The following is a 22,506-nucleotide window of genomic DNA, read 5'->3' on the forward strand; positions in this document are numbered from 1 at the left end:
CGGCGGGTCCGGAGTGACCGTCCAGACAAGAAAAGCGCCTCTGCGCCGGGAGGCTAAGGCTCGTCCCCAAGAAGTATGAACCTCAGCCTCATGCCCTCTCGCTGCGGTGTGGCGGGCGGGCTTGTCGAAGCGGGTGAGTGTGCGCCCGCCGCCTGTTGGCGGCGGGCGCACGATGTGGCCGGGGTGGTGGGGATCAGGTGCGCTTGCGACCCTTGTGGGGGCGGTTCTGGTCGCCGGGAATGATCTGCCGACGGGTGGCGTCGGCCTGGTCCTGGATGGTGGTCAGGACGTGCGTGGGGAGGTGTCGGGCGCGGAAGTGGTCGACCATGCGGTCGAGGGTGGCGCCGGCGGCGGTGCGGTCGCCGGCCTTGGCGTGGACGGTGGCCAGGCGGCGCATGGCGGCGTTGAGGGTGATGTCGTTGAGGCCGCCCGAGCCGGTGGAGGCGTTGATCGCGGCGGTCAGTTGGGTGACGGCGTCCTCGGTGTCAGGTTGCCGGATGTGAAGCCGGCCGTCGCGGATGTGCTGATAGTGGCGGCCGGCGTTGGCGCCCTGGGCGAGGTGGGAGTAGATGGCCAGGGGGTGGTCGGGGAAGCGGTCCGACAGTTCGGCCAGGGCGTCGTTGCCCGCTTGCAGGGCGGGTGAGTCCGAGCCCAGCAGGGCCATCAGGGTGCCGGCCTGGTCGCCCATGAGCAGTTCACCGGCGTCCTGGTCGTCGCCGGTGAGCGGCAGCCGGATCCGGATGGTCAGGTCGGGTGAGACCACGCGGGAGCCGTCGGGTGCGGTGTAGAGGGCGCGGACGGTGTAGAGCCCGGGGTCGGTGAAGTACTGGCCGTCGGCGCCCGCGCCCAGGTAGGCCGATTCGTACAGGGCGGGCGCCTCGGCGGTCAACGTGGTCAGGGTGTCGTTGCCGTGCCCGCTGCACTGGCGGGCCAGCGGCCGGAACGGCCGGGTGATGCCGGAGGGGGCGGTGATGGCGATGGTGAGGTATTCGCTCTTGGGTGACAGGTCGCGGTGCACGGTGACATCACGGCCGTCGCGGGCGAGTTTGATCTCGACGGTGACCGGCTCGCCATAGGCGAACGGCCGGGCCGACAGGGTGAGGGCCAGGCCGGAGTCGTCGGCGATCGGGTCGCCCATCGCGGCGAGCGCCGGGTCGTTGGTGTTGTAGGCGGCGCTGCCCTGCGCGGCCCAGTTGGCCCCGCCGGGGATGATGTCGTAGCGGAAGGCGTGCCGCAGGTGGGCGAGCTCGTTGGCGGTGAAGGTGAACGGGAACCGGCTCCAGAAGACGTCCCAGCCGCTACTGCCGTCCTCGGCGGTGTACAGGTTCCAGTACTGCATCCATGACAGGTCGCCATGGCCGTTTCTGGGGCCGAGCGGGGCCCCGGAGTCGTTCTTCTGCCACGAGTGCTGCAGGTTGAGGCAGTGGCCGAGCTCATGGACGTACAGGCCCAGGATGAAGTAGCCGGGCTGGCCGCTGATCTGGTCGTAGAAGACGGCCATGCCGCCGCTGCTTGCCCTCGTTGACATCGAACATGACGCCCGTGCTGTCGTTGACGTGCCGGCTGGCTACGAACGCCCACAGCTTCCATTGCTCGGTCTCGGCGTGGCCCGAGAAGTTGTGGAGCATCGCGGTGTGTAGTTCGGAGTCCGACCATTTCAGGTCGGTGCCGGCGTCGGCGGTGCCGACCTCGTTGACCGTGCCCGCGGAGCGCAACTCGATGCCCGCCTCAGCGAAGGCGGAGGCGATGGTCAGCTCCCGGTCGACGTAGTCGGGCGGGCCCGCCACCGCGTCGGTGGCGGTGTTGTACGAGGCCAGTGCGGCCCGGTTGGCCATCGTGTCGATCTCCACGTCGATGGTGCGCAGGTGCGTCGACTCGAAGGGCAGATCGTAGGTGGGGACGTTGCCGTCGTCGAAGCGGAACTCTGCCCGCAGGGCGGGGGCGGCGGAGGACTGCGTCACCCGCGGGATTGTGATCTTGGCGGTGCAGCCGGTCCAATCCGGTTTCCACCGCACCCTGCCGGTGGCGGTCACCTCGGTGGCCGAGGCGGCGATCTCCGGCGCGCTGACGCGGAAGGAGTACATGGGGCTCCGCGTCGAGCCGCTGACCAGGTCGAAGTCACCGCTGAACTGGCGCGTCGCGCCCAGGCCGTCCAGATCGACACGCACGGTGACCGGATTGGGCGCGGCCGGAGTGGCCCAGCGGCCCACGATCGGCTTGTACTGCGTGGTGTAGGGCGCGGGCAGCGCGGCCAGCTCGGGCATCAGCGTGGTGAGCGCGCCGGTCTTCTCCGGGCCGGTTTTCCAGTTGAACACGCACCCGTTGCCGCCCTTGACCAGCAGGCTGCGTTTGGCGTCCGACGCGCCCGGCAGCGGCAGTACGTGGTCGTAGTCCCGCAGCCACTCGGCCGGCAGCTTCGCCCAGCCCGCGGTGGGTTGCGCGCCCTCGTAGATCCGGCACTCCCGGGTGCAGCCGTTCCGCCAGTCGATGGTGGCGACCCGTTCGTTCTTGAAGACGTAGGTCGTCCAGTACGGCGACTCGGCCGTGGAGTCCATCAGCAGCGCGTCCACGCCCTCGCGGTAGCCGACGGGCAGCATCGTGCCCCAGGCCGGTAGTCCGTCGGCATGCCTCAACTCGGTGACCGGCCCCTCGCTGCGGACCTTGGTGTCCCAGTGGTACCAGCAGACCCGGTCGCCCTTGAACAGCAGCATCTGCCAGGAACCGCCGGTCATCGGCAGCATCAGCGCGCCCTCACAGGCACTCTTGTACGGTTCGGGAATGCCGTTCAGCTTCCCGCTGTGAATGCTCGTGGCGCCGATCGGCCCGTTGTGGTCCAGGCCCGCCGCGCTGGTCTGCGCCATCTGATCGCCGCGCAGGAACATGGTTTTCCATGCCCCGGTCGGCAGCACCAGCGCCGAGTTGTACCCGGTGTTCTTGATCCGCATGAAGCCCACGAAGAGCAGCCCCTTTGCTGTATCCCAGTTTCCGTCGAACCGGGTTCACGGCACTGTCCCCGCGGCCTTCCCGGCAGGGCAACCGGCGCCCAAGGGCGCTACAGCAACGGACCGAAAACATTAGCCCGAAATTTACTTGCATTTCTGGAGAGGGCCGGTCAGAACGCCCACTTGCGGAGTGATCCGGCTACCACTACGGCATTTCCGGGCCGAAGCGATGCAGGCGAGCCGTCACAACGCGAAACGGGGCTGCTTCCGCCCCTCCCGGTCTACTCATCCGAATTGACCACCAAGTCACCCAGTGTGCTCGCGTCGGTGTTTCAGCCCAGACTGAGGTGAGGCTGCACGGGCGCCTGTCAACTGGGGTGGCCCGTGGGATCGGCGCCGAGACATACCCACCATGGGCCAACACCGGTCATGACGCATTCGGGCCACTGGCCAGGTAGAGCGCGCTCGGCACCTTCCTCGGCAGGTGATCGCACCGCTCTCGCGGGAGCCGCCCGCTGGACCGCGTGGGCCAGGGCCTACAGCGATCAGTGCAACGGGCTTCGGAAACCGGCAGCCCTCGAACCGGGCTGAACTCGTCCCCTGAGCGTCGAGAAACATATTGGATACTTCGATCGTTTATCGAGGCTCACTCTGGCTTTTTTACGGGGTTGTCCATATCAAAGATCCCTATAGTGAACGCGCTGGCCGCTGTGTGAGGCCAGGTCCTGGTTCCGCAGTTCCGGTTCGGAGTTAATACGGGTTCTGACCGTGAGTTGAGGTCACGATCATGATAGTTGCGGCCGGAGTCGGCCAGTAACGAGACATCCGGATATTCCTGATGGCACGGTGAGTATTCCAGGCATCACTGACGGCGATAATCGGTCGTGTTCCGTTGAGCCGTCCGAAGTCCCACGTGGATGGGGGCGCTCATGACACCGGACATCGTGCTGTTCCCGCACTGCGATCTCCACCTGGCCCTGTCCGGTACGCCGCCGTTGACGCTGCAGGTGTTCGACCGGGTGGTGACGGCCGGTGGGTACACGCTGACGCCGATCGCCCCGGGGGCGATCACCGTGGACTTCTTCGCGCCGCATCGCCCGGTCGGACAGCGGCTTCTCCCGCCGCTGCCGGCGTACAACAGCGCCAACGGGCAGGTCACCGCCGCCCAGCCGGGGGTGTACCTGTTCCAGGTCCGGCGCGGCAGGGACTACATCGTCGGCCGGCTACAGGTGCACACCTCGATCGTGGCCTGGTGGTTCGGCAATGACTCCATCACCACCGCCGTGGACGCCGTGGCGCACGCCCAGCCGTCGATCTACGCCAAGTTCAGCGACGATCCGACCGGTACGGACCTGATCGGCGACATCACCGGGCACGGGTACGTGACGCTGACGTCGGCCGACACCGCCACCTTCGTGGTCACCCCGCAGGGGCGGCTGCGCGGGCTGCGCGAGACCACCGGCACCCCCGGGACCGTGGACCTGACGGGCACCCTCGTCAACCAGACCCAGCGGCTGCCCGTGCGGGTGGTGAACTACGCCAAGCACCGCCGCGACCTGAAGCCGGTCCAGACGCCCAACGTCGCGCACGCGGCCGAGCAGCACAACATCGTCTTCCTCGCGGAAGGGTTCCGTAAGTCCGACGAAGGGACCTTCGACAAGATCGTCACTCGCGTCGTGGACCAGATGTTCGACCAGCCCCGGCATCAGCCGTACCCGATGCTTGAGGGCAGCTTCAACATCTTCAAGGCCTTCGGCGCCTCGCAGGAGCATTGCGCCACCGTCGCTCACCGGATCGCCGACGCGGACCAGACGACGGGGACCGGCGTGCCCATCCCGTTCATCCACCCGGTCAGCGACAACGAGAACGTCTACACGCTGCGGGACCTGGTCGCCAAGGTCGGGCTGCCGATGCGCAACGAGAGCAGGGCCAACCTCAAGGACATCTGGGCAGGGCAGGAGCTGACCGGGTTCGATCGCAACAAGGTGGACGGCCCGCTGCTGGAGGCGTGGAAGAAGCACCAGGGGACCGGGATCCTGCACGCACGCGACACCCTGTTCGGGATGCATCTGGGCTGCCGGTGGGGCGACCGCTCCTCCGGCCGCAGCGCGGCGGTGATCCCGCCCGGAAGCGACCAGCCGGGCACGCCGGGGCTGCGCGAGTTCATCGCCCGGCTCTATGAGTTCTACGAGCCCGAACAGGCGACCAGAGCGTTGACGCCCGATCCCCGCAGGCATCCTCCTGAGCGTTTCGCCGGCCGGGACAGCACCAATCCGGGCAACCTGATCCTGCAGTACCTCGCGGGCCTGGAGTACGCGTTCGCCCCGTTCCATCACATCGGGCCGGTGTGGGAGCCCGACGACGCCAACTTCAAGCCCAGCCGCGGACTGGTCGCCCTCATCACCTATGACGAGGTGAACGGCGGCAGCAACGTCAACAACAACACCCTGACGGCGCTGACGACCAACAAGGGCCTCGGGGTGGAGTTCGAGTACGCCGCGGGTGACAAGCGGGTGATGCGGCGCAAGCCGTCGTCGGAGCCCGACGTCAACTTCACCGAGACCGTCGACACGGTCGCGCACGAGTTCGGCCACAGCTTCGGCCTGATGGACGAGTACGAGAACTCCGGGGGAGACGACCCGAACGCGCCCGCGACCTCAACGAACGACATCCTCGGCGACAACGTGAGCATGCTGGGGTTCCTACGGATCAACCCCGCGCCCGATCGGCAGATCGACGTCACCAAGGTCAAATGGTTCGCGCTGCCCCGGATGCGCCAGTCCGCACGGCTGGTGATCGACTCCGCGCCGGGGCTCGGCGGCATCGAGATCGTGATCGACAAGCGATACATGGCGCCGTGGCAGAAGGTCGCGGCGCAGAACCCGCCTGCCGAGGTGCACCTGCGCAACTTCCACGTCAGCCCGCAGGGGATCCAGTTGCCGCTGGCCACCGGTTCCGCCCAGGTCCTGACCAACCTGAAGATCGCCCACATCGAGCCCGAGCTGGGCACCATGACGCTCGACGGCCCGGGCCTGCCGCCCGCGCCGTTCCCGACGTTCGCCGCGGGCTCGGCCGTGTACGTGCCGCTGAAGGACGCCGCCGGTCAGCTCCTCACCGTGGTCGAGCCGGCGGTCCGCAAACACCTGACCACTCCCACGCCCGCCAACAGGCTTCCGCTGAACGTCGACCCCGACGTCCTGCATCCCAAGCACGAGGTCGACAACCCGAGGTCCATTCCGGACTTCAAAGCGCCCTGCAAGTCCTCGAAACTGATCGGCGTCTACGAGGGCGCGCTCGACTTCGCGGGCGGCTACTACCGGCCGACCGGAGCGTGCAAGATGCGCCGCTCCGACGACGAGGACAACGACGGCGAGTTCTGCTTCGTCTGCAAGTGGCTGATCGTCAACCGGGTCGATCCGGGCTATCACAACATCCTCGACGCGATGTTCTACCCGAAGGCGAAGAAGAATGGCTGAGCCCGGCACGTTCGACAGGCTGGTGGCCGAGCTGGGGCAGGCGCTGCTGCCGCTGCGCGAGGCGCTCGCCTCCCCGGAGGCCTTCATCGCGTTCCTGCAGAAGCTGGGCTGGCGCGCCGAGGACGTCCCGCAGCCGCTGCGCGACCTCGGCAGCGGGGTGGAGACCCTCTACGACGGTCTGACCAGGCTGCTCGGCGAGGGCGGCCTCAACGTCGGCGGCTCCGTGGGCGACGGCGAGGCCTCCGTGCAGATCTCGCCCGACGACGTGGGCCGGGTGCTGCGGGCCTTCCAGGACGTGGTCAACGCGATCAAGGCGATCGCGACCGCACCCGACTCGGCCATACCCGCGCCGCTGCGCGCGGACGGCTTCAGGGAGAAGTTCCCCGGCCAGCTCATCGACTACCTGGTCATCACCTACCTGCAGCGGTACCACCCGTCGATCGGGTTCGGACTGCGCGCGCTGGGCGTGGTCAAGACGGGCTACGCACCGGCTGAGGGCAATCGGCCGCCCTACATGAACGTCCGGCTCGACCTGGCGGACCTGCCCAAGACGCTGAGCGAACCCTCGCTGGTGCTCAAGAACGCCTTCGGCTGGGGCGAGGCGGACTTCGACTTCGAGGCGCTGGCCGTGCAGGTCGACAACCTGATGATGGCCCTCGGCGTGGACATCGCCACCGCCGAGATCCCGAAGGCGAGTGCGGCCGCCCTGCAAGGCACCGCTCCCAAGCTGACCGACCCGCCGGTGCGCGGCATCCGGGCGGTCTTCTTCGAACGGGCGCAGGCCTCGGGCCGGATGGCCGCCGAGATGAGGCTGCTGCCGGTGCCGGCGGCAGCCGGGGACCCGCCCGGCCTGGCGCTGATCCCCGCCTTCAACGGCGCGCTGGACTTCAGGTTCCAGCTGGGCGACGACATCGCCCTCACCATCCGTACCGACCTGGATCTGCAAGGCGGGATCGGGCTGCGGGTGCGGCCGGACCGCCCGATCGAGATCATCGTCGGCTTCGCCGGCGGCGGCTCGCCGTCCCACGCCGCCGGCTCGCTGGTGGTCAAGGCGGAGCGCGGTCGCGCCGACGCCGCCCCGATCGTCCTGCTCGGCTCGCCCGGAGCGACTCGGTTGCAGTTCCGCAAGGTCGGCGGCACCGGCGGCATCCGGCTGTCCGACGGTGCGGCGGACGTGTTCGCCGAGTTCGAGCTGGCCGGTCTGGAGTTCGTCTTCGATCCCGGCGAGGCCGACGGCTTCATCGCCAAGATCGTGCCGGACGGCGGCTTCTCCTTCGGGGCCGACCTGACGCTCGGCGTCTCCCAGCGCACCGGCTTCTACTTCCGCGGCACCTCCAGCCTGGAGATCCAGCTGCCCGTCCACCTCGACCTCGGCCCCATCGACGTCCAGTCGCTGACCGTCTCGGCCGCCCCCGGCGCGGACGGCCTGCCGATCAACCTCGGCGCGACGATCAAGGCCGAGCTCGGCCCGATCAAGGCGGTCGTCGAGGAGCTCGGTCTGGCGGCGACCTTCGGCTTCACGTCCGGCAACGACGGCAACCTCGGCCCGCTGGACGTCTCGCTGGGGTTCAAGCCGCCCAAGGGCGCGGGCCTGTCGGTGGACGCCGGGGTGGTCAGCGGCGGCGGCTACCTGTTCTTCGACCCGGCCAGGGGGGAGTACGGCGGGGCGCTGGAGCTGGAGTTCGCCGGGCTCTTCGACGTCAAGGCGATCGGGCTGATCACCACCAGGATGCCGGACGGCTCCACGGGCTTCTCGCTGCTGCTGATCATCACCGCCGAGTTCGGCACCGGCATCCAGCTCGGCTTCGGCTTCACCCTGCTGGCGGTGGGCGGGATCGTCGGGCTGAACCGCCGGATGAACCTGCAGGCTCTGGTGGAGGGGGTGCGGAGCGGCTCGATCGAGTCGGTGATGTTCCCGCGCGACGTGGTCGCCAACGCGCCGCGCATCCTGTCGGACCTGCGCGCGTTCTTCCCGCCCGAGCAGGGCACGTTCCTGGTCGGGCCGATGGCCAAGATCGGCTGGGGCACCCCCACGCTGGTCTCGGTCTCGCTCGCGGTGATCATCGAGATCCCCGGCAACATCGCCATCCTCGGCGTGCTGCGCTGCGTGCTGCCCACCACCGACCTGCCGCTGCTGGTCCTGCAGGTGCAGTTCGTCGGCGCGATCGAGTTCGACAAGCAGCGCCTGTGGTTCTTCGCCCAGCTCTTCGAGTCGCGCGTGCTGTTCATGACCCTCGAGGGCGGAATGGGCCTGCTGGTCGGCTGGGGCGACGACCCCGACCTGGTCATCTCCGTCGGCGGCTTCCACCCGTCGTACAAGCCGCCGCCGCTGCCGTTTCCGGTGCCGCCCCGCATCCGGGTGGACATCCTCAACCGGCCGGGCGCCCGGATCACCGTCTCCGGCTACTTCGCGATCACCAGCAACACGGTGCAGTTCGGTGCGCGCGCCGAAATGGTGCTGGGCTTCGACGACTTCGGCATCTCAGGGCATCTCAGCTTCGACGCGCTCTTCCAGTTCTCCCCGTTCCGCTTCGTCATCGCCATCTCCGCGGGGGTCTCGCTCAAGGCGTTCGGCGTCGGCCTCTTCGGCATCGACCTGGACTTCCAGCTCGAAGGACCGGCCCCGTTCCGGGCGCACGGCCGGGGCTCGATCTCGCTGCTGTTCTTCGAGATCTCCGCCGACTTCGATATCACCTGGGGCGAGGACCGCGACACCACGCTGCCCCCGGTCGACGTGCTCCCGCTCCTGGCGGGCGAGGTCGCCAAGCCCGAAGGCTGGCAGACCCGGCTGCCGACCGGCGGCGGCAACCCGCTGGTCACGCTGCGCGCGTTGCCGCCGACCGAGGACCTGGTGCTGCACCCCCTCGGCTCGCTGTTCGTCCGCCAGCGTGCGATCCCGCTCGCCGTACGGCTGGATCGCATCGGCGCGCAGCGGCCGCGCGACGGCAAACGGTTCACCGTCGAGCCCCTGCCCGGCAGCGGCCTCGTGCGCGCCTCCATCACCGCCGACAAGTTCGCGATGGCTCAGTTCCAGGACATGGACGACGCGACCAAACTGTCGCGACCGGCGTACGAGGACCAGGACGCGGGGCTGGAACTGGTGGCGGCGCAGGGCGCGATCGCCTCCGCCCGCGTCGTCAAGCGAAGCGCCCGCTACGAGCAGATCGTCATCGACAGCAGGCTGCGCCGCCGGCCCGGCACCGTACGACCGCTGACCCGTACGATCGTGCGGGCCGACGGACTCGTCCGCCAGGTCGCCCCCACCGCCGCGCCCACCAAGACGCTGACCAGCGTCAGCCCGGCCGTGTTCACCCGGCTTCTGGAGGGCAGCAGCACCAGCCGTTCACCCCTGTCGCAGCGCGAGGCCGACCAGCGCCGGCCGTACACCCCTGACGAGACCGTGCAGGTCACGGGCCAGCGCTTCGTGGTCGCCCACCTGCGCAACAACGCCCAGGCCTTCCCGCCGGCCTCGCTCGGCTCGGCCGCGGCGAGTTTCCGCAGCCAGGCGGCGGCCGAGGAGGCCCTCGCCGAGTGGGTCATGGCGGACCCCGCGCTCATCGGCCGGCTGCACGTCATCCCCGAATCCGAGGCGGCCGCCCTGCCCGTCGCCCCGCAGTCGTGGACCTCCACCGGCTCCCTGCCCACCCCGGCCATCGCCCCGGCAGCGGTACGGCTGAGCAGCGGCAGGATTCTCATCGCCGGCGGTCAGGACGCCGCGGGCAAGCCGCTCGTCGCCGCCGCGCTCTTCGATCCCATCGCCGGGAACTGGGCCGCCGCCGCGCCGCTTCCGGTCGCCCGCGACGGGCACACCCTCTGCCTGCTGCCGGACGGCCGGGTCCTCGCCGCCGGCGGCGTGACCCAGACCGAGCCCCTGGCGACCACCGAGATCTTCGACCCGCTCACCGCGACCTGGAGCAGCGACGTTCCGTCGATGCGCACCGCCAGGTCCGGCCATAGTGCCACCGTGCTGCGCGACGGCAGGATCCTGGTCACCGGCGGCACCGGCGCCCGCGGCAACTCGCTCGCGTCCGCCGAGGTGTACGACCCGGCCAAACGGCAGTGGACCGAGACCGCGATGACAGACCCCCGCTCCGACCACCAAGCCGTACTGCTCGCGGACGGCCGGGTCCTGGTGGTCGGCGGCGTCCTCAAGACCGGCCGGACCAGCGCCGCGCTCGGCTTTTGCGAGATCTACGACCCGGCGACCGGCGAATGGACCCCGACCGGCTCGCTCGCCACACCTCGCGCGGGTCACCAGGCGACGCTGCTCGCCGACGACACCGTCCTGGTGACCGGCGGCGATGCCCCGACCGGCCCGGCGCGCGGTCCGTACGACTCCGCCGCCCTCGCCAGTGCCGAACGCTTCACCGTCGGATCCGGCACATGGACGGCGGTTCGCGACATGCCCGGCGGGCGCACCCGGCACCGCGCCCTGCCATTGCGGTCCGGCCTGGTGCTCGTGGCGGGCGGCACCCGTGCCACCGCCTTCGACGGCGGCTTCCGCAGTGCGCTGCTCTACGACCCGGCCGCCGGCACCTGGACCCCCGCGAGCGGCCTGGCCACCGGCCGGTGGGCGTTCGCCGTGATCGACCTGCCCGACGGCCGGGTGCTCGTGGCCGGTGGCCGGACCCGCTCGGCCGCTGCCGCCCCGCACCCCGGCACCGACATCCTCACCCCGACCGCCGAGATCTTCACGCCCTGACGACGGAGGCACCCCATGACCAGTCCCACCGCGGCGGCTACCGGACAGTGGACGAGCACCGGGGCCCTTCCCTCCGCGCGCGTGTGGTCCGGCCAGCATGACAGCCCGGTCGTCCTCGCCGGCGGGAAGGTCCTGGTGGCCGGTGGAGCCGGCGCCGCCGGAGAAGCGCTGGGGCAAGCGTCGCTGTACGACCCGTCCGCCAAGACGTGGACGGCCGCCGCCGCGCTGCACACCGCCAGGCGGCTGCACACCGTCACCCTGCTGGGCAGTGGCAAGGTGCTGGTCACCGGTGGCATCACCGGGGCGGCGACGTTCCCGTCCGCCGGACTGGCCTCCGCCGAGCTGTTCGACCCCGCTCAGGGCACCTGGACCGCGACCGGCAGCCTGAAGACCGGCCGGTGGGGGCACAGCGCGGTGCTGCTGCCCGACGGTAAGGTGCTCGTCGCGGGCGGCTGCACCACCCGGTCCGGGCAGTCGGTCAAGGCGCTGCGCTCGGCCGAGGTCTACGACCCGGACACCGGCGCGTGGACGGAGGTCACCGCGATGACCGACGCGCGCTGCGGCCACCCGGCGCTCGTGCTCAACACCGGCAAGGTGCTGGTGGTCGGCGGCAGCGCACCCGTGTCCCGCGAGACCGACGCGGCCCTGGCCTTCTGCGAGCTGTACGATCCGGCCTCGGGCACCGGCGGTACCTGGACGCCGACCGGGAGCCTGCTGGTGGCGCGCAGCGGGCACCAGGCCACGCTGCTCCCGGACGGCACCGTCCTGGCTAGTGGCGGCAGTCCTCCGGGCGCACCGGGCAACGGCACCTTCGACCCGTTCAGCAGGGCCACCGCCGAGACGTTCAACCCCGTCGCGGGCGTGTGGAGCGCGGTGCAGGACATGCCCGCCGGGCGCGGCCTGCATCGGTCGGTCTCCCTGGGCGGGGGCAAGGTGCTGGTGGCCGGCGGCACCGACACCCCGGACAACGGCGTCGGCTACGCCAGCGCGCTGATCTTCGACGCGGCCACCCGGAACTGGAGCCCGGCGGGCGGTCTGGCGGTGGGCCGGTGGGGGTTCGCCGCCGTCCCGCTGACCGGCGGCACGGTACTGGTCACCGGCGGCATCGCCCGCGCGGGCCTTGCCGCCGCCGGCCCCGGCGCCACCGAGGTCACCGCCACCAGCGAGATCTTCGGCACCGGCCCGGTGACACCGTGAGCAACGCGTACTCCTTCCTGCCGTGGCTGCGGACCGGCCTCAGCACCCGGATCACGACCGATCCGGGCACCGCCGACCGGGCGGTCATCCCGGTCAAGCTGCGGCTGACCGGGGACGGCGTGTCCGGCGGCACGATCACCCGCGACGTCGAGAAGGCCGTGCAGTTGTACGGGCCGGGCGACGTGGTGGGGGTCGATCCCCGGGTGATCTCGCGAATGGAGCCGCGGCCCTGGATCACCAACGTGGAGCCCAACTACCTGGCGCACATCGAGTTCTACGACGAGGGCCTGCCGTGGAGTTACAGCCCGGCCCCGCCCGACGGGGCCACCAAGCGGCTGCTGCCCTGGCTGGCGCTCGTCGTGCTCGCCGGGGCGGCCGAGCCGGCGGGCGACCCGGGCGCGGAGTTCACCGAGGGCGCGGTCGCCGGGCGGCCGCTGCCGTCGATCCAGGTCAAGGACCCGGCCGGGACGCTGCCGCCACCGGGCCAGCTCGGCGCCTGGGCGCACGTGCACGTCAACGGCGCGCTGGACGGCCTGGTCGCCAACGACGATCCCGCCGGTGCGCTCGCCGCCCTGCGCCAGGTGCTGATCACCAACGCCGATCTGGCGTGCTCGCGGCTGATGTGTCCGCGGCGGCTCAAGCCCGACACCGGCTACCACGCGTTCCTGGTCCCCGCGTTCGAGACGGGCCGCCTGGCCGGGCTCGGCCTGGACCCGGCCACCGCGCCCGGCGCGCTGCACTCCAGCTGGGGCCCCGACTACCCAGGCCGCCCCGAGCCCGCGACGTTGCCGTACTACCACCGCTGGTTCTTCGGCACCGGCAGCGCGGGCGACTTCGAGTACCTGGTCCGGCTGCTGGAGCCCCGGCCCGCCGACCCGGCCATCGGCCGCCGCGACCTCGACGTGCACAACTCGGCCGGGCCGGGGCTGCCGCCCATCACCAGCCCGGCGGAGTTGCACGGCGTGCTCAAGCTGGGCGGCGCACTCCAGTCGCCCAACCGTCCCAAGGGCGACGTTTACGACAAGTGGGACGAGCCGTACCCGCATCCGTTCCAGAAGGCCCTCGCTGGACTGGTCAACCTGGCCGACGCCTACCTCGACCAGACCCCGGCCGCCGCGCACGCCGCCCACGGGGTGCAGGACGTGGCGGGCGAGGTCGATCCGATCATCACCCCGCCGCTGTACGGGCGCTGGCACGCCCCCGCGAACCGGCTGCTGACCGAGCGTGACGGCAGCCCGATCACGCCCGACCGCAACTGGGTGCACCGGCTCAACCTGGACCCGCGCTACCGCGTCGCCGCCCACCTGGGCACCCGCGTCGTCCAGGAGCGGCAGGAGGAGTTCATGGTCGCCGCCTGGGCGCAGGTCGGCGACGTGCTGGCGGCCAACGCCAAGATCCGCGCCGCCCAGCTCGCCCGCGAGGTCGGGACCGTGCTGCAGGCCAAGCATGTGGAGCCCGCCGGCGCACCGATCATGCTGGCCGAGGAGCCGGTGCCGTCCGGCAAGGCCCTCGTGCTCACCGCTCCCGCCAACTCGCGGGTGACCACGCGTGATCGGGCTGTGCGCGGGGCGGCGGCGGTCGAGGGCGAGCGGGTCGCGGTCGGGTTCCACGTGGCGCGCAGCCGCGTGACGGCCGCGCCGCTGTCCCCGCCGATGCGGCGGATGCTGCGGCCGGGGCGGCTGATCCGCGACCTGCCGTTCAGTGAGACCACGCCGCCCGACGCGCTGATCCCGCGGATGGACGACCCGGACGACCCCGTGACGGCGGCCGCCGCCAAGGAGACTCCCGACGCGGTGGTGACGACCGAGCAGCTGACCGATGTCCTGCACCCGGCACCACCGCCGATCGGGCTCACGGCCGCCATCGAGGCCGACCCAGCCGATCCGGTCGACCGGCTTCCGCGCAGCGCCGACTTCCGGATCACCTTGCCGGGCGACACGTTCGTCCCCTCCGAAGGCGGAGCCGACAGCGAGGAGGCCAAGCGCTTCAAGGACGGGCTGCGCGACATCTACCGGGGCTGGCACGCGGCGGGCGTCGGCGGCCGGACCGAGGGCGGCGACGAGCCGCTGAACGTCCGCGCCACCACCGACGCGATGATGACCGGCCTGCGCGCCGAGAAGACCGTGCCCACCAGCCTGCTGACGTCGGTCAGCCTGCCGGAACGGCTGCGGTCGTTCGCCGAGCGGTTCATCGAGGCGATGGCGTATCCCGTCATCGACCTGCCGATGTACAAGGCGCTGCTGGACCTGTCGGTGGACTACTTCGCCCCGAACCTCGGGCTGATCCCGCGGAACACGGTGACGCTGCTGGAGACCAACCAGGAGTTCATCGAGTCCTACCTCGTCGGACTCAACCACGAGATGGCCCGCGAGCTGCTCTGGCGCGAGTACCCCACCGACCAGCGCGGCTCGCCTTTCCGGCAGTTCTGGGACACGCGCGGGGGCGTGAAGCAGTACGACATCCAGCCGCTGCACACCTGGCCGAAGGCCGCCGAACTCGGTGAGAACGACGCGCGGGAGACCGGCGAGCAGGCCGACGACCTCGTTCTGGTCATCCGCGGCGACCTGCTGAGGAAGTATCCGAACGCCGCCATCTACGCGCACCGCGCCCGCTGGCAGCCCGAGGCGGGACCGCCGGACCCGGCCCAGGAACGGGTTCCGGTCGAACTCGCAGACCACGCGCACCCGACGCTGGAGGAGATCAGGCTCCCGCTGTACGAGGCCAAGGTGGACCCCGACCTGACCCTGCTCGGCTTCGACCTGACGGCGGCCGAGGCCAAAGGCGACTTCGCCACCGGCGCGGCGGGCTGGTTCTTCGTGATCCAGGAACGTCCCGGCGACCCCCGGTTCGGCGCGGACGAGGGCCCGCCCACCCCGGTCGAGGTGTGGAACGACCTGACGTGGGCCGACGTGGATCCGGGCGGGACCGGGTTCATCCGGCTGGACGCGAGCACTGTGCAGGTCCCGCTCAAGGACTTCGACGACCCCGCCGCCGATGCAGAGAAGAACGACCAGCACTTGGAGGACGCGTTCCTGCCCGTCTGGCACGGCGGGCTGAGTTCGGCCGACGTGGCCTACATGCTGTTCCAGGCGCCGGTGCTGATGGCCGTCCACGCTCAGGAGATGCTGCTGTGACCGCGCTCAGCGACGACTTCCCGGTACTGCTCGGCCCGGTCCGGGTGGAGACCCGGTTCACCGCCACCGAGCTGCTGGTACGGATCTTCCCGGACGAGTGGTGCACCGATAAGTTCGAGCCCAAGCCGACCCGCGCCGAGATCGCCGCGGTGGACGCGTACTGGACGGCGCACTGGCGGACCGGCGGGAACGCGGTGGCCGAGCAGGCGGCCTGGCAGGAGCTGGTCGCTCGGGTGCCCGGCGGCCGGGCCGGCTGGCTGCTGCGGACCCGTACCCCCGCCAACCTCGCCGACCGGCCCGTGACGGTGCCGGAGGGCGCGACCGTGCTGGTGGTCGTGACCGGCCAGGCCGTACCGGCCGCGGACCGGCAACCGACCGTCACGTACTGGACGGCGGTGTGGCGCGCGCACGGCGACCGGGCCAAGCTGCGCGCCGCCGACACCGCGCTGCGCGCCGACGTCGGGGCCGGCCGGGCGGACACGATCCGGACCCGGCGGCCGGTGGGCGTTGACGCCGCGCCTACCGCCGTCGACGACGCGGTGATGGTCGCGTTCCTCGTGCTGCCGCCGCCGGCCGCGGGAAGCCTGGCCGAGCAGTCGTGGACCCAGGCGGCGAAGGCCAGGCTCCTGCCGGACCGCTTCACCGTGCTCGGATACGTGGGCGGCGAGCGGGTGCTGGCGGCGACCGGCGAGGCGGTGCCCGACGCGCTCGCGGTCAGCCCCGACCCCGAGGCCGACGCCGACGAACAGCTCAAGGTGGATGAGCGGACCGGCGCGCTGCGGGTGCCCGACGAGCTCCAGTGGCTGACCGACTTCGGGCGGGCGGTGACACTCGGCATGGGCCTGCGCATCCCGCTCACCCCGCAGATCCGCAACGGCCTGGACCGGCTACTGGTGTTCGGGCTGCGGGAGCGGTCCGGCCCCGAGCAGACGGCCGTCCAGCTGGCCGACCTCATCACCCGGCAGCTGCGCAGCCCGTCCGGGTACGGGCTGCTGCCACAGGGCACCCCGACCAACAACAGCGAGGCCGCCCCCGCCGGGCAGGACCGCCGCGCCGAAGCCCAGGCAGCGCTGCGCACCGCCTTCGGGTTCGCGGCGGCGGACGCGCCTGACGACTGGCGGACCCGGACCGACGGGCAGTGGCTGGCCGACCTGCTCGGCATCGACCCGGCCGTGCTGACCGGCATGCCCAACGCCGACGGCACCGACCAGAGTGACGCCCGCGCGGCCAACGTCGCCCTGTGGCCGGCGACCTGGGGCGCGTACCTGCGCGGCATGATGCATCCGATCCTGTCCGAGCAGGTGGTCGACCAGACGCGCGAGTTCTTCGTGCGGTACGTGTCGGGGCGCGGCCCGGTCCCGGCGGTCAAGATAGGGCGGCAGCCGTACGGCATCCTGCCCACCACCGCCTTCTCCAAGATGACCTTCCCGGCAGGCGCGACGCACCGCCGCGGGCTGTACAAGCTCCTCAGCGTGGCGGCGGGGGACTGGCAGAAGGCCCTCGCGAAGGTCAGCTACCTGGGCAAGGGCGGCGACCCCCACCAGCTGCTGCTGGACATCCTGGCGCTGCATCCGACGTCGGCGGAGTTCTACCAGCGGTACGCGCAGAGCGTCGAGGACATCTTCAACCGGGAGAACCTCAACAGCGGCGGCCCGCGCGTCATCCCCGCGCTGGACCAGCTCAACATGCCGCAGCCGATCCGTGCCCTGCTCAACCGCCTCGGCTATGCCATCCCGCCTGGAGCCGGCCCGGAGGTGATCCGGCGGCTGTTCGTGGGCGACCAGTATCCACTGCTCGGACCGCTGGTCGACGACCGGCCGCTGTCGGAGACCGACCACATCCGCGCGTACCTTCCCGACGGCGGCAACTACCTGCACTGGCTCGCCCAGCACGCCGAGCAGGACCTGGAGACCGTCCGGCTCGAACTGGGCTTCAACGGTGACAAGCCGCCCGCGGCGCTGCTGTATCTGCTGGCGCGGCACGCGGTCCTGCTCGCCTGGGAAGACGCCGCCCGCCGCCTGGCCGCCGCAGCCGGGAGCACGGTGCCACCCGCGCGCGATCCGCTGTTCGTCCACGTACGTCCCAACCGGCCCGGCGCACCCCCGGTGGACAGCGAGAGCCGGTTCCGCCAGCTGTACTCGCCGGACCGAGCCATCACCGGCAGCCCGGACCGGCTGGTGGCGAGCTTCATCCCCGAGGTCATCAGGCAGAGCCCGGCCACCGTGCAGCTCGCCGAACAGATCGACGCGCTGGAACACCTGGCCGGGCTGCCGACCGCCCGGCTGGAACGGGTGCTGACCGAGCACCTGGACTGCGCGACGTACCGGCTCGACGCTTGGCGCTTGGGGCTGGTCAACGAGCGGCTCGCGGAGCTGCGCTACGGGGCGTCCGGCACGGGACCGGCCCGGCGCGGCATCCACCTCGGTGCGTACGGCTGGCTGGAGGAGGTACGGCCCAAGCCGCGCCCCGGCATGACGCCGGTCGAGCTGAGCGGCGACCTCGGGCAGCTGTTCAACCCGCCGGGCACGCAGCCACTGATGCACGACAAGGCCAACGGCGGTTACATTCACGCTCCCTCGCCCGCGCAGGCCACGACCGCCGCGGTCCTCCGCGCCGGATACATCGCCAACGCCAGTCCCGCCGACCGGCACACGTTCGCCGTCAACCTGAGTTCCGAACGGGTCCGGGTGGCGCTGACCCTGCTGGACGGGCTGCGGCGGGGCCAGTCGCTGGGCGCCCTGCTCGGCTACCGGCTCGAACGGGCCCTGCACGACCGGTATCCGGATGCCGAGCTGGACTCGTTCATCACCGCGCTACGCGGGGCCTTCCCGCTGCGGGCCGGGCGGATCGAGGAGACCGAGCCGTCCCCCGGCACCGCCGTCGAGCTGGTCGAGGCCCGCAACGTCATCGACGGCCTCGAACTCGTGCGGCGGGTGACCCAGGTGCCCGGCGCGGACGTCTACCCGTTCGGCGCCCAGGGGCTCCCGGACCCCGACGCCGACCAGCGCAGGGCCATCAACGAGGAGGCGCACCGGCTCCTCGACACCCACGACGCGCTGGCGGACCTGGCGGTGGCCGAAAGCACGCACCAGGTGCTCGCGGGCAATCCCGAGCGGGCGACGACGACCCTCGACGCCTACGCGAAGGAAGGGGTCGCGCCCGAACCCGAGGTGGTCCGGACACCGCGCAGCGGCACCACCTTGACCCACCGGATGGCTCTGCAGCTGACGCCGGGCATCCGGCCGGGCCACAGCGCACCGTCCGTGCAGGGCGAAGGCCCGCGCGCCAAGGCCGAGCCCGCCGTGGACGACTGGCTGCCCACGCTGCTGCCCGACCAGCGGGACGTGGCCGCGCTGGTCACCTGGACCGACCCGGTCAACGGGGTGGCCCGCAGCAGCGTGGTCACCCAGCGGGACCTGCGGCTGCGGCCGATCGACCTGCTGTGGGCGGTACGGCCCGCGAGCGAGGCGTCGATGACCGATCTGGACGACCGGATCATCGGCGTGGTCGCCACCCGCGACCAGCCACGTCCGGACGCGCGGCTGGTGATCGAGCACACCCAGCGCATCACCGGCAAGGTGACGTTCTTCGAGCTGTCGCCACTGATCGCCGCTCTGCGGTCGCTGCTGACCACGTCCCGGCCCGTGCGGCCCACCGACCTGATCCCGGCCGCTGGGGACGCCCCGGTCGACCGCTCCGCCGACGCGGCCGTGACGCTGCCCCGCGAACGGCTGGTGGCGGTGCGGGACGCGCTGGTGGCGCTGCGCACGGCCGTCACCGGCTACCTGAACGACCTCGGGCCGCTGTTCCCCGAGCCGCCTGCGCCGGTCCGGCGCAGCGAGTTGATCAGCGGCATCGACGCGTTCCTGCGCCGGTACGGGGATCTGATCGCGACGGCGGGCGGGTTCGGCATGGTGCGCAGCGGCTGGGGCGAGGCCGCCGGGTGGCGGCGGGACCGCTACACCGAGGTGCTCGCGGCCGTCGACGAGGTCGCCGGCCGGATGGCCAAGGCGCTGGCCGACGCCAACGCGCTCATCGCCGCTTACGACGCGCTCCCTGCGGCCACCGTGGCCCCGGAGCGGTTCCGGCTGCTGGAGCGGATCGAGCGGCTGCTGACCACCACGCCGACCGCGCCGCGCCCGAACACGCCTCAGCGGCTGCGCTCGATCATCAACAACCGGCGGCAGGTGTTCCAGAACAAGCTGCGGGATCTGCGCGAGGTCGCCGGCACCGGCCAGAAGACGCTGAGCGGGCTGCTGGCCGAGGTCGCCGCGCTGCTGCCGCTGACCGGCTTGGACCCGGCCGGGCTGACGCTGACCCCCCACCAGGACCTGGTCGTCGCGTACGGGAAGGAACTGCTGGACCGGGCACGAGCGCTGCAAGCGGAAATCGTCGAGCGGCTGGCCGCCACCGACGCGGCGCTGATCGAGCACGATGCGGCGGTGCCCGGGCCCGACCGGGTGGAAGCCGCGCTCGACACCCTCAAGGCGCTGCTCGGCGAGGACGTACTGGCCGTACCGCAGTACACCCCGTCGGCCGCGCTGGCCTCGGACTGGAAGAAGGCCCGCGACGACAGCGGCGACCTGATCGAGCACCTGGAGGACGCGGGGCGCGACTTCCCGGTGGACGACTGGCTGCACGGCATCGCCCGGGTCAGGGAGAAGCCGCGGCTGTGGGAGCAGGTTACGATCCTGAGCGACGCGCTGCGCCGTGACGGGGGACTGCTCGGCCATCTGCCCGGCTTCGAGGAGCCTGAGCTGGTGCCGATCCAGCTGCCGTACCGGACGGACGACCACTGGCTGGCCATGGAGTTCGCGCCGGGCACGACGCTGGATGAGGACCGGCTGCTGTTCACCGCGCACTACGCCGCCAAACCCACTCCGCCGACCGTCGACTTCTGCGGTCTGCTGCTGGACGAGTGGACCGAGGTCATCCCGGCGCAGAAGGAGACGACCGGGATCGCGCTGCACTATGACAAGCCCGACTCCGAGCCGCCGCAGGCCATGCTGCTGGTCACCCCGCCCACCCGTACCGGGACGTGGAACGCCGACGACCTGGTGGCGGCGCTGCACGAGACGTACGACCTGATGAAGGCCCGCGCCGTCGAGCCCGCGCACCTGGACGAGACCGCCTACGCCCACCTGCTGCCCGCCACGCTGGTGTCGGCCGCCAGCAAGCCGATCACCATCGGCACCGACTTCGCGACCAACAATCTGCGCGGGAAGAAGCCATGACAGAGCGCATCGAGAACCTGCCGAAGGCCCTGGCGGAGCGGGAGTTCCCGACCGTCGGCCTGTGGAACCGGCTGGAGGGACGTCCCCGCACGGCGGACTTCGAGCGGGCCCTGCGCGTGGAGGTGCGGGACGCGCTGTGGCTGCTCACCCGGCAATGGCAGCTCGGCGAGTTCCGCGGCTCCGACGCCGGGACGCCGGTCACCGCCATGTACTCCGTGGGGATGGCGGTTCCGAGCCGGTTCCAGTCCGCGTTGGGCGGCTCGGCTGAGAATCTGCCCGCCGACCGTCCGTTGGAGGACGTCGCCGAGCGCCGGGCGCTGCCGTTCGCCTTCGGGCCGGAGCGGATCTCGTACGATCTGCGCCTTGCCATCGGCCGCCGCTGGCTCAAACTGATGAGCCTGCACCCGCAGATCCACCACCATCGGCAGGACTTCGTCGAGCTGTATCCCATCGCACTGCCGTCCCCGGCCAGCGACGCCGACACCCCGCGGGTGGCCCACCCCGAGGTCTGGTCCACGCTGCAGGCCGTCGCCGGCCGCCGGATGGACGGGTACGAGCTGTACCTTCGCATCAAGGCGGGGCATGAGGCCGCCGACGGCATCGACCATGTCGCGCCCCCGCACCGCAGGCTGATCAACGAGCTGGGCGTCCGGCTGGTCGGCTGGTTCGACGGCCTGATCGATCAGCCCGCGGGCGACGCCACCTGGGATCCGCGCCGCCTGGAGCATCGGTTCTCGGTCGCCGCGGGGCAGCCGGGGGGCGCGGAGAAGGTGCTGACCGCACAGGAGTATCCGGGCGGCGAGCTCGACTGGCATGCCTTCTCCATCGACCCCGGCACCCGGGTGGGCGGGGCCGCCGCACCGCCCGCCCCGATCAACCGCACGGTCTTCCCGGCCCCGGTGCGCTACTCCGGCATGCCGCTGCCGCGCTGGTGGGCGGTGGAGGACGGCAAGACCAACTTCGCCGCCGTCCGCCCGGACCGCACCGACATGGCCCGCCTGGTCGTCCTGGAGTTCGCCCTCGTCTACAGCAACGACTGGTTCTACCTGCCGTGCGACCTGCCCACCGGAACGCTGGCCTCACTGCGCGGCCTGGCCGTCACCGACGTCTTCGGCCAGCGCCTGTGGATCACGCCCGCCGGTGCGGGGCCCGACAACGACTGGCAGCGCTGGTCCATGTTCACCCTGGACACCATCGGCTCGGACGCCGTCCCCGCCGACACGGGCCTGTTCCTCGCCCCCACCGTCCCCAAGGTCGCCGACGGACCCGTCCTGGAAGAGGTCGACCTCATCCGCGACGAGAACGCCAACATGGTGTGGGGCATCGAGCAGACCGTACGGCTGCCCACCGGCCCGGGCCGCCGCGGCGGCGAGGTCGCCGCCGAGATCCTCGCCCAGCGCCGCCGCCTGTTCCCGCCCACGCCCCCCACCGCCCCGCTGGCCCCCATCGCCTACCTGGCCATGACCTCGGTCCCCGGCCACTGGATTCCGTTCATCCCCGTGCACGTCCCCGGCGACAGCCGCAAGATCCAGCTCCAGCGCGCCGCCATGCCCAGCGAGATCGACGCCAAGCCCGTCCGCCCCCGCACCACGATCCTCCGCGAGGGCTTGGACGCCGCCCCGCAACGCTCGTACTTCCTCAACGAAGAAGAGGTCCCGCAGACCGGCACCAAGGTCACCGTCGCCTACAACCGCACCCGCTGGGGCAACGGCCGCGTCGCCGTCTGGCTCAGCGCCCGCCGCGGCGCCGGCCGCGGCGAAGGCTCCAGCGGCCTCACTTTCGACCTCCCCGCCGACACCGAACCCCTCACCTGAAGCCGAA

At 71.4% G+C, this 22,506-nt stretch carries 8 protein-coding genes; 6 read left to right on the forward strand and 2 right to left on the reverse strand.

Annotated elements, in window-relative coordinates; genetic code table 11:
• Positions 1 to 193: 193 nt before the first annotated feature.
• Both AB0C87_RS09920 and AB0C87_RS09925 read right to left on the reverse strand, forming a co-directional pair.
• On the reverse strand, positions 194 to 1,501 hold the full coding sequence (locus AB0C87_RS09920; protein ID WP_360577123.1) for a hypothetical protein: 1,308 nt from the start codon (positions 1,499 to 1,501) through the stop codon (positions 194 to 196).
• On the reverse strand, positions 1,434 to 2,945 hold the full coding sequence (locus AB0C87_RS09925) for a hypothetical protein (RefSeq protein WP_360577124.1): 1,512 nt from the start codon (positions 2,943 to 2,945) through the stop codon (positions 1,434 to 1,436). The genes AB0C87_RS09920 and AB0C87_RS09925 overlap by 68 nt, the downstream gene beginning before the upstream one ends.
• A gap of 926 nt (positions 2,946 to 3,871) precedes the next feature.
• Between AB0C87_RS09925 and AB0C87_RS09930 the strand changes: the two genes are divergently transcribed.
• From AB0C87_RS09930 to AB0C87_RS09955, 6 genes are read left to right on the forward strand one after another with little or no spacing between them, the layout of a single operon-like run.
• Positions 3,872 to 6,418 (forward strand): hypothetical protein, encoded by a 2,547-nt coding sequence (locus AB0C87_RS09930; RefSeq protein WP_360577125.1) that lies wholly within the window; start codon positions 3,872 to 3,874, stop codon positions 6,416 to 6,418.
• Complete coding sequence (locus AB0C87_RS09935; protein WP_360577126.1) at positions 6,411 to 11,120, forward strand: DUF6603 domain-containing protein; 4,710 nt, start codon at positions 6,411 to 6,413, stop codon at positions 11,118 to 11,120. Before AB0C87_RS09930 ends, AB0C87_RS09935 begins: the two co-directional genes overlap by 8 nt.
• A gap of 15 nt (positions 11,121 to 11,135) precedes the next feature.
• The gene (locus tag AB0C87_RS09940; protein WP_360577127.1) at positions 11,136 to 12,317 is read left to right on the forward strand and encodes a kelch repeat-containing protein; all 1,182 of its coding nucleotides are present in this window, start codon (positions 11,136 to 11,138) and stop codon (positions 12,315 to 12,317) included.
• Positions 12,314 to 15,451: a hypothetical protein gene (locus AB0C87_RS09945; RefSeq protein WP_360577128.1), complete on the forward strand. Its 3,138-nt coding sequence runs from the start codon at positions 12,314 to 12,316 to the stop codon at positions 15,449 to 15,451. Before AB0C87_RS09940 ends, AB0C87_RS09945 begins: the two co-directional genes overlap by 4 nt.
• Positions 15,448 to 20,685: a hypothetical protein gene (locus tag AB0C87_RS09950; protein WP_360577129.1), complete on the forward strand. Its 5,238-nt coding sequence runs from the start codon at positions 15,448 to 15,450 to the stop codon at positions 20,683 to 20,685. The genes AB0C87_RS09945 and AB0C87_RS09950 overlap by 4 nt, the downstream gene beginning before the upstream one ends.
• Entirely contained in the window at positions 20,682 to 22,499 is a 1,818-nt protein-coding gene (locus AB0C87_RS09955) for a hypothetical protein (protein ID WP_353831206.1), read from the forward strand. Before AB0C87_RS09950 ends, AB0C87_RS09955 begins: the two co-directional genes overlap by 4 nt.
• The last annotated feature ends 7 nt before the right edge of the window (positions 22,500 to 22,506 follow it).

Origin of the sequence: Actinomadura sp. NPDC048021 (assembly GCF_040653135.1) — a bacterium.
GTDB classification, from domain to species: domain Bacteria; phylum Actinomycetota; class Actinomycetes; order Streptosporangiales; family Streptosporangiaceae; genus Spirillospora; species Spirillospora verrucosospora.

Bases quoted from the DNA above. Each gene is read 5' to 3' on its own strand.
- AB0C87_RS09920 (WP_360577123.1), bottom strand. From the start codon at position 1,501: ATGGCCGTCTTCTACGACCAGATCAGCGGCCAGCCCGGCTACTTCATC.
- AB0C87_RS09925 (WP_360577124.1), bottom strand. From the start codon at position 2,945: ATGCGGATCAAGAACACCGGGTACAACTCGGCGCTGGTGCTGCCGACC.
- AB0C87_RS09930 (WP_360577125.1), top strand. From the start codon at position 3,872: ATGACACCGGACATCGTGCTGTTCCCGCACTGCGATCTCCACCTGGCC.
- AB0C87_RS09935 (WP_360577126.1), top strand. From the start codon at position 6,411: ATGGCTGAGCCCGGCACGTTCGACAGGCTGGTGGCCGAGCTGGGGCAG.
- AB0C87_RS09940 (WP_360577127.1), top strand. From the start codon at position 11,136: ATGACCAGTCCCACCGCGGCGGCTACCGGACAGTGGACGAGCACCGGG.
- AB0C87_RS09955 (WP_353831206.1), top strand. From the start codon at position 20,682: ATGACAGAGCGCATCGAGAACCTGCCGAAGGCCCTGGCGGAGCGGGAG.